The organism is Candidatus Burkholderia verschuerenii (genome assembly GCF_001189365.1).
Classification (GTDB): Bacteria; Pseudomonadota; Gammaproteobacteria; order Burkholderiales; family Burkholderiaceae; genus Caballeronia; species Caballeronia verschuerenii.
This window is the reverse complement of sequence record NZ_LFJJ01000305.1, coordinates 1-6,716: the sequence shown is the minus strand read 5'-3', so window position 1 is coordinate 6,716 and position 6,716 is coordinate 1. Positions and strand designations below refer to the sequence as shown.

The window sequence follows — 6,716 nt, the reverse complement described above, 5'->3', positions numbered from 1 at the left end:
GTCATGCCTCAACCTCTACTCGTGCGCTGCAGACCTGGCTGAGATGTGCGTTTACGTCTGCACCAGACTGCGTCGTCGGGTCCATTCCGGCAAATTCAATTTTGCAGGCCAGACTACATACCCGCCGACCCACGTCAGCCCGCCGCGATTCGCCAGCAACTGCGCGATATACGGCGCGACCGACGCGCCCAGAATGCCGCCGAGGTTATACGCGACGCCCGCGCCCGTGTAGCGCACGTTGGTCGGGAACAGTTCGGGCAGCAGCGCGCCCATCGGTGCGAAGGTCACGCCCATCAGGAACAGCTCGATGGTGAGGAACAGCGCGACCAGAATCGTGTTGCCGCTGCCGAGGAGCGGCGCCATCGTGAAGCCCGAGAGAATGGCCAGAATGCAGCCGACGATCAGCACCGGCTTGCGGCCGAATCGATCGCTCGCGATGGCCGAGATCGGCGTGGCGATCGCCATGAACAGCACGGCGAAGCACAGCAGGCCGAGGAAGGTTTCGCGCGCGAAATGCAGCTTGCCGACGCCGAACGACAGCGAAAACACCGTCGAGATATAGAACAGCGTGTAGCAGACGACCATCGCGAACGCGCCGAGCAGCGTCGGCGCGAGATGGCGGCTGAGCAACGCTGCGATCGGCACCTTCACGCGTTCGTGACGCTCGACGGCCGTGCGGAACGCGGGCGTTTCCGCGATCTTCAGGCGCACGTAAAGCCCGAGCGCGACCAGCACCGCGCTGACGATGAACGGCACGCGCCATCCCCAGCTACGGAATTGCTCGTCGGAAAGCGTCAGCGCGAGCCCAAAAACAAGCCCGTTCGATGCGAGAAAGCCGATCGACGGCCCGAGTTGCGGGAACATCCCGAACAGGCCGCGTTTGCCTTGCGGCGCGTATTCGGTCGCCAGCAGCGCCGCGCCGCCCCATTCGCCGCCGAGGCCGATGCCTTGCCCGAAGCGCAGCACGCACAGCAGGATCGGCGCGAGACTGCCGATGGAGTCGTAGCCGGGCACGAAGCCGATCAGCGTCGTCGACAGGCCCATCACCAGCAGCGATGCGACGAGCGTCGATTTGCGCCCGATGCGATCGCCGAAATGGCCGAACAGGAACGAGCCGATCGGCCGCGCGACGAACGCGATGCCGAACGTCACGAAGGCCGACAAGGCTTGCGCAGCGGGCGAATCGTGCGGGAAGAATACCGGCCCGATGACGAGCGCGGCGGCCGTCGCGTAGACGTAGAAATCGTAGAACTCGATCGCGGTGCCGATAAAGCTCGCGAAAATCACGCGCGAGGCGCTTTGCGATCCGTCGCCGGGCTTGGCGGCGGACAACGAGGGCGTAGCCATGATGTCTCCGTTTGTCGTGTTGCTTATTTGCTGCGTCGGTGCTGCATTGTCGCGCGCATCGACTCGCAATGGGCGATGCGGATGGACGAACGGAATCGTCGATCGGCTCGGCTGATCTGGGTCGAAAAACGGCGATGAAGGGTGTTGCGAGTTGTCTTGCTGAAGGCGCAGGGGTGGCGCGAGGGCAGCGGCAGGGCGCTTCGCGGGGCGCGCGGGGTGAAGCGCGTCGCGAAGGCCGCGCCGGACGTCGGTCCGGCAGGGATGTCAAAAATTATAACGAGCGTGCGCCGCTTGCGCCAATCACTCGATGCTCGACGCTTGCGGCGAATGCGACGTTTGCAGCTGGAACTGGCCGTTGTCGTTGAACATCCAGCCTTCGAACAGTTCGATTTGGCCGGCGCCGTTCAGCAGACGCGCCGGCGGCGCGGGCAAGGGCGACGCGCGGCGCAGCGACGCCAGCGCGGTGGCTTCGGCTTCGTCGTCGCCGTTCGTGCGATACACCGACGATTGCACCAGCCGTCCGTTCCGATCGACGGTAAGCGCGACCAGCACGAACGAGCGCAGCATCGCCTGCGGAATGCCCTTGAGCACCAGCGACGGATTGCGCTCGAAAATGCGCGCCTTGTAGTCGGTGAGCGCCTGACTGGGCGCGGGCGTCGCGGTGTTGCGCGCCTGCACGACGCTTGGCGGTGGCGTGAACGTGCACGCGCTCACGCCAGCGATGAGCATCGCGAAAACGAACGTGTTTGAGAGGAATCGTGGCATCGCGTCGAACCGGCGTGGGCGATACCTCGATGGTAGTCGTTTCGCGGGCGCGAGGCTTGCTGACGAAGGCTTACGTATCGTCATCAAGCGGGGAGGAAGCCATGAGCAGCGATCAGAATCAGAGCGAAAGCGCACAACCGGTCGAGCACAGCGACAACGAAAAGAGCAAACTGCCCGAGCGTCAGGACGAAGGACGCAAGCAGGGACCGAACGACCGGCCCGGCAAGCAGACGGGCGAAGGAGAAGCACCGGTCGGCTGATGCTTTCGAAAGAGGATGTCATGTCACAGGACAAGAATCGCGGCGCCAGCGGTGCGCCCGCACGTCAGCAGACGCCTGCGTCGGCGGCGCCCACGCGCGACGATCGGCGCAAGCCCGTTCCCGCGCCCGACGCGCAAAAGGCCGAGCCGGCGCCGCATCAACGGCCGCCGGTCAGATCCGACGACAACTGAGCGTCGGATTCACTCCGTGTAAGGGCGCACGAGTTCCGCGCAGCGCAGCGGGCCGTTCGCCCGCGCCGCGCCGGTCTCGGCGGCGCGCGTCTCGACGCAACGAAACACGCTGTTGTTCTTCTGCAGGATATAGGTGTCCTGCGGAAGGCCCGTGCTGCGCGCCGCGACGCTCGTCACCGCAACGATGCCGTAGCCGTTCTGAATCAGATCGAAGAGCGTGGTTTCCGCGATTCGCCATTGCGCGTCCGGACGTGTCTCCGCGTGCGCGGGCAGAGGGGCGAGCGTCGTCAGCGCGAGGACGAATGGGGCGATGCTGCGTCGTTTCATAGGCGAATCTCCGTTCTTCGTTCAGGGCGGTTAGATGGCGAACCGGCCGTGGTGTTCACGAGAACGTCGATTGGATCAAAAGGCGCGGACGAAAAAAAGGCCTCGCGATACGCTAATACGCGCGAGGCCCAATACCAACCTACCCATTGAAGGCTTCCCCCGCGCAGGCGAGCACGGAGCAAGCCACTCAAAGGTACGTTTCAATGCGCGCGATGGATACGCGTAATGTCTGAAAAAGAGTTGTCAAACGGCGCGCGACTGCTGAAAAGCAAAACGCCTCGCTGCCCAATGGCCGACGAGGCGTTCGAAATAGGTGGCGGAGAGGGTGGGATTCGAACCCACGGTACGGGAAACCGTACGCCTGATTTCGAGTCAGGTACATTCGACCACTCTGCCACCTCTCCGGCTGCCTTTTCAGGCCTTCGCTGAACTGGTCATGCTCAACGAAGAACGAGATTATAGCGAACTCTTCCGAGCTTGCCAAGCATCTTTTTGCAAAAAGGTGTCACGAAGCAAGCGTAATTCTCTCGGCGCCGCGCATATACGGGCGCAGCGCTGCCGGAATGGTCACCGAACCGTCGGCGTTCTGGAAATTCTCCAGCACCGCGACCAGCGTGCGGCCGACCGCGAGGCCCGAGCCGTTCAGCGTGTGGACGAACTCCGGCTTGCCCTGCGCATTGCGGAAACGCGCCTGCATGCGACGCGCCTGGAACGCCTCGGTGTTCGAGCAGCTCGAGATTTCGCGATACGTGTTCTGCGCTGGTAGCCACACTTCGAGGTCGAAGGTCTTCGCCGCCGAGAAGCCCATGTCGCCGGTGCACAGCGTGATCACGCGATACGGCAGTTCCAGCTTCTGCAGGATCGTTTCGGCCTGGCCGACCATTTCGTCGAGCGCGGCGTACGACTGTTCCGGCGACGTCACCTGCACCATTTCCACCTTGTCGAACTGATGCTGGCGGATCAGGCCGCGCGTATCGCGTCCGTAGGAACCGGCCTCCGAGCGGAAGCACGGCGAATGCGCGGTGAGCTTCACGGGCAAGGCATCGGCGTCGAGGATGCTGTCGCGCACGGTGTTCGTCAAAGAGATTTCGGAGGTCGAGATCAGATATTGCGTGACGGTGTTCTCGTCGCCGCCCTTCTCGACGCGGAACATGTCGTCCGCGAATTTGGGCAACTGGCCGGTGCCGTACAGAATCTCCGGATTGACGATATACGGCGTGTACGCCTCGGTATAGCCGTGCTGCTCCGTGTGCGTGTCGATCATGAACTGCGCCAGCGCGCGATGCAGCCGCGCGATTGGGCCGCGCAACAGCGTAAAGCGCGCGCCCGACAGCTTCGCGCCCGTCTCGAAATCGAGACCGAGCGGCGCGCCGACATCGACGTGATCCTTCACTTCGAAGTCGAACGCGCGCGGCGAACCCCAACGCCGCACTTCGACATTCTGCGTTTCGTCGCGGCCCACCGGTACGCTTTCGTGCGGCAGATTCGGCACGGTCAGCATCAGGTCCGACAGACGCTTCTGGATATCTTCCAGCTTCGCCGCCGATTCCTTCATCGTGTCGCCGATGCCGCCCACTTCCGCCATCACCGCCGAGGTGTCCTCGCCGCGGCCTTTCATCGCGCCGATCTGCTTCGACAGGCTGTTGCGACGCGCCTGCAATTCTTCGGTGCGGGTCTGGATCTCGCGGCGCTCGGCTTCGAGCGCCGCGAACGCGGCGACGTCCAGCGTGAAGCCGCGATCGGCGAGGCGCTTCGCGACGCCGTCCAGGTCTTTGCGGAGGTGTTGAATGTCGAGCATGTCGGGGCAGCTTTCTTAAGTAATCAGAATGGTCGATTTTAGCGCACGGCCATGAGTCGCTATGGGTCGTCATGGGCGCGCTAATCGTCGAGTCTAGTTCACGACGCGGTGCAGCGAATGGCGCGTTGTCTGAAACGCGCGCACGTCGCGAATGAAACGCTCAGCGTTTTTTCTCGTCGCGATGCTCGCGCCGCCAGGCCGCGTCGAGATCGGCGAGGCGCGAGAGCTTTTCGCCGATCTTGCCTTCGAGACCGCGCGGCGTCGGCTGATACCAGTGCGGATCGCGCATGCCGTCCGGCAGATAGGTTTCCCCGGCGGCATAGGCGTCCGGCTCGTCGTGCGCGTAGCGATACTCGTGACCGTAGCCGAGTTCCTTCATCAGCTTGGTCGGCGCGTTGCGCAGATGCACCGGCACCGCGCGCGACTGATCTTTGCCGACGAAACGCCGCGCCTCGTTGTACGCGTTGTATCCGGCGTTCGATTTCGGCGCGACGGCGAGATAAATCAGCGCCTGCGCGAGCGCGAGTTCGCCTTCGGGCGAGCCGAGCCGCTCGTACGTTTCCGACGCGTCCAGCGCGATGCGCGCGCCGCGCGGATCGGCCAGGCCGATGTCCTCCCACGCCATCCGCACGATGCGCCGCGCCAGATAGCGCGGATCCGCGCCGCCGTCGAGCATGCGGCAGAACCAGTACAGCGTCGCGTCCGGATTGCTGCCGCGCACGGATTTGTGCAGTGCGCTGATCTGATCGTAAAACTCGTCGCCGCCTTTATCGAAACGGCGCAGATTTTCCGCGAGCGCACTGCCCAGCAAGGCGCCGTCGATATCGATTTTTTTTTGCTGCGCCGCCGCACGCGCGACGATTTCGAGGTTGTTCAGTAGCTTGCGGCCGTCGCCGTCGGCGGAGCCGATCAGCGCGTCGCGGGCTTCGTCGGTAAAGGTCAGGCCGCCGAGTTCGGCGGATGCGCGGCCGAGCAATTCCGCCAATTCGTCCGCATCGAGACTCTTCAGCACGTACACGGCCGCCCGCGACAACAACGCGCTGTTCACCTCGAACGACGGATTTTCCGTCGTCGCGCCGACGAACACGAACAATCCCGACTCGACATGCGGCAGGAAAGCATCCTGCTGGCTCTTGTTGAAGCGATGCACCTCGTCGACGAACACCAGCGTCTGCCGCCCGTTCGCGCGATGAATCTGCGCCGTCTCGACCGCCTCGCGGATATCCTTCACGCCCGACAACACCGCCGACAGCGAGATGAATTCGGCGTCGAAGGCATCGGCCATGAGGCGCGCGAGCGTGGTCTTGCCGACGCCGGGCGGGCCCCAGAGGATCATCGAATGCGCCTCGCCCGATTCGAACGCGACGCGCAGTGGCTTCGCGGGACCGAGCAGATGCTTCTGGCCGATCACGTCGTCGATGGTGCGGGGACGCAGGTGCTCCGCGAGCGGAACGGTGCCACGGTTTTCTTCGAACATGTGCTGTCGGGATGCGATTCGGGCGTCGCTCGAAGCGAACGACGCGCGGGGTTCAAATAAGCTCAAAGGCAGCGATAATCTTGCCCTTTTGCGGCGTGCCGCGGCATCGGCCAAACGACAGATGGTGTGCGGCGGTGCGCGCCGGCGCACAACTCGCCGCAAAATCGGGTCATTATGACAGTCGCGCGCGCGGCCCGAATCGAAACCCGGCGCACGCGGCCAAAAGACATATAGGGACGCACGCTCATGCAGCAAGACAACATCGGCGAATCCGATACTTACGCCCCGCTTCTGCCCGTGCCGCCGCAACGGCGCGCCTTCGGTTTCAGCGATGCCTTCGCGCTGTGGTTCTCGCTCGGCATCGGCCTATTGGTCGCGCAGGCGGGCGCGCTGCTCGTGCCGGGCCTGTCGCTGCCGCACGCGCTGATCGCGATCGTCGTCGGTACCGTGATCGGCGGCGTGCTGCTCGCGCTGGCGGGGGGGGGCCCCGCCCCGGCCAGCAACGGCCGGGGAGCGGGAGGCGGGGGGGGGGGGCGGCGAGGGCGGGAGGG

At 64.4% G+C, this 6,716-nt stretch carries 8 protein-coding genes and 1 tRNA gene; 3 read left to right on the top strand and 6 right to left on the bottom strand.

Going from position 1 to position 6,716, the window contains the following annotated elements; all coding sequences use genetic code 11:
- Positions 1-51: 51 nt before the first annotated feature.
- Together BVER_RS28245 and BVER_RS28240 are read right to left on the bottom strand one after the other, a co-directional pair.
- Positions 52-1,347: an MFS transporter gene (locus BVER_RS28245; protein ID WP_050456061.1), complete on the bottom strand. Its 1,296-nt coding sequence runs from the start codon at positions 1,345-1,347 to the stop codon at positions 52-54.
- A 300-nt stretch (positions 1,348-1,647) separates the two neighbouring features.
- Entirely contained in the window at positions 1,648-2,076 is a 429-nt protein-coding gene (locus tag BVER_RS28240) for an energy transducer TonB family protein (protein WP_370444288.1), read from the bottom strand.
- A gap of 137 nt (positions 2,077-2,213) precedes the next feature.
- Between BVER_RS28240 and BVER_RS33075 the strand changes: the two genes are divergently transcribed.
- Both BVER_RS33075 and BVER_RS32015 read left to right on the top strand, forming a co-directional pair.
- Positions 2,214-2,372, top strand: a complete 159-nt coding sequence (locus BVER_RS33075; RefSeq protein ID WP_198155457.1) for a hypothetical protein — start codon at positions 2,214-2,216, stop codon at positions 2,370-2,372.
- 20 nt (positions 2,373-2,392) lie between these two features.
- A complete protein-coding gene (locus BVER_RS32015; protein ID WP_157056272.1) occupies positions 2,393-2,563 on the top strand; it encodes a hypothetical protein in 171 nt (56 codons plus the stop codon).
- 9 nt (positions 2,564-2,572) lie between these two features.
- Here the strand turns inward: BVER_RS32015 and BVER_RS28235 are convergent, their stop codons facing one another.
- From BVER_RS28235 to BVER_RS28220, 4 genes are all read right to left on the bottom strand, one after another.
- Positions 2,573-2,890 (bottom strand): hypothetical protein, encoded by a 318-nt coding sequence (locus tag BVER_RS28235; protein WP_050456059.1) that lies wholly within the window; start codon positions 2,888-2,890, stop codon positions 2,573-2,575.
- A 314-nt stretch (positions 2,891-3,204) separates the two neighbouring features.
- A tRNA-Ser gene (locus tag BVER_RS28230) sits at positions 3,205-3,294 on the bottom strand.
- A 101-nt stretch (positions 3,295-3,395) separates the two neighbouring features.
- A complete protein-coding gene (gene serS, locus BVER_RS28225; protein WP_050456058.1) occupies positions 3,396-4,688 on the bottom strand; it encodes a serine--tRNA ligase in 1,293 nt (430 codons plus the stop codon).
- A gap of 160 nt (positions 4,689-4,848) precedes the next feature.
- A complete protein-coding gene (locus BVER_RS28220; protein WP_050456057.1) occupies positions 4,849-6,165 on the bottom strand; it encodes a replication-associated recombination protein A in 1,317 nt (438 codons plus the stop codon).
- A gap of 246 nt (positions 6,166-6,411) precedes the next feature.
- Between BVER_RS28220 and BVER_RS28215 the strand changes: the two genes are divergently transcribed.
- A partial coding sequence (locus tag BVER_RS28215) for a cytosine permease (protein ID WP_198155455.1) occupies positions 6,412-6,716 on the top strand: 305 nt, incomplete at its 3' end.

Excerpts from the sequence above, each read along its gene's own strand:
- BVER_RS28220 (WP_050456057.1), bottom strand. The coding sequence starts at position 6,165 with ATGTTCGAAGAAAACCGTGGCACCGTTCCGCTCGCGGAGCACCTGCGT.
- BVER_RS28245 (WP_050456061.1), bottom strand. The coding sequence starts at position 1,347 with ATGGCTACGCCCTCGTTGTCCGCCGCCAAGCCCGGCGACGGATCGCAA.
- BVER_RS33075 (WP_198155457.1), top strand. The coding sequence starts at position 2,214 with ATGAGCAGCGATCAGAATCAGAGCGAAAGCGCACAACCGGTCGAGCAC.
- BVER_RS32015 (WP_157056272.1), top strand. The coding sequence starts at position 2,393 with ATGTCACAGGACAAGAATCGCGGCGCCAGCGGTGCGCCCGCACGTCAG.
- serS (WP_050456058.1), bottom strand. The coding sequence starts at position 4,688 with ATGCTCGACATTCAACACCTCCGCAAAGACCTGGACGGCGTCGCGAAG.
- BVER_RS28240 (WP_370444288.1), bottom strand. The coding sequence starts at position 2,076 with ATGCTCATCGCTGGCGTGAGCGCGTGCACGTTCACGCCACCGCCAAGC.
- BVER_RS28235 (WP_050456059.1), bottom strand. The coding sequence starts at position 2,890 with ATGAAACGACGCAGCATCGCCCCATTCGTCCTCGCGCTGACGACGCTC.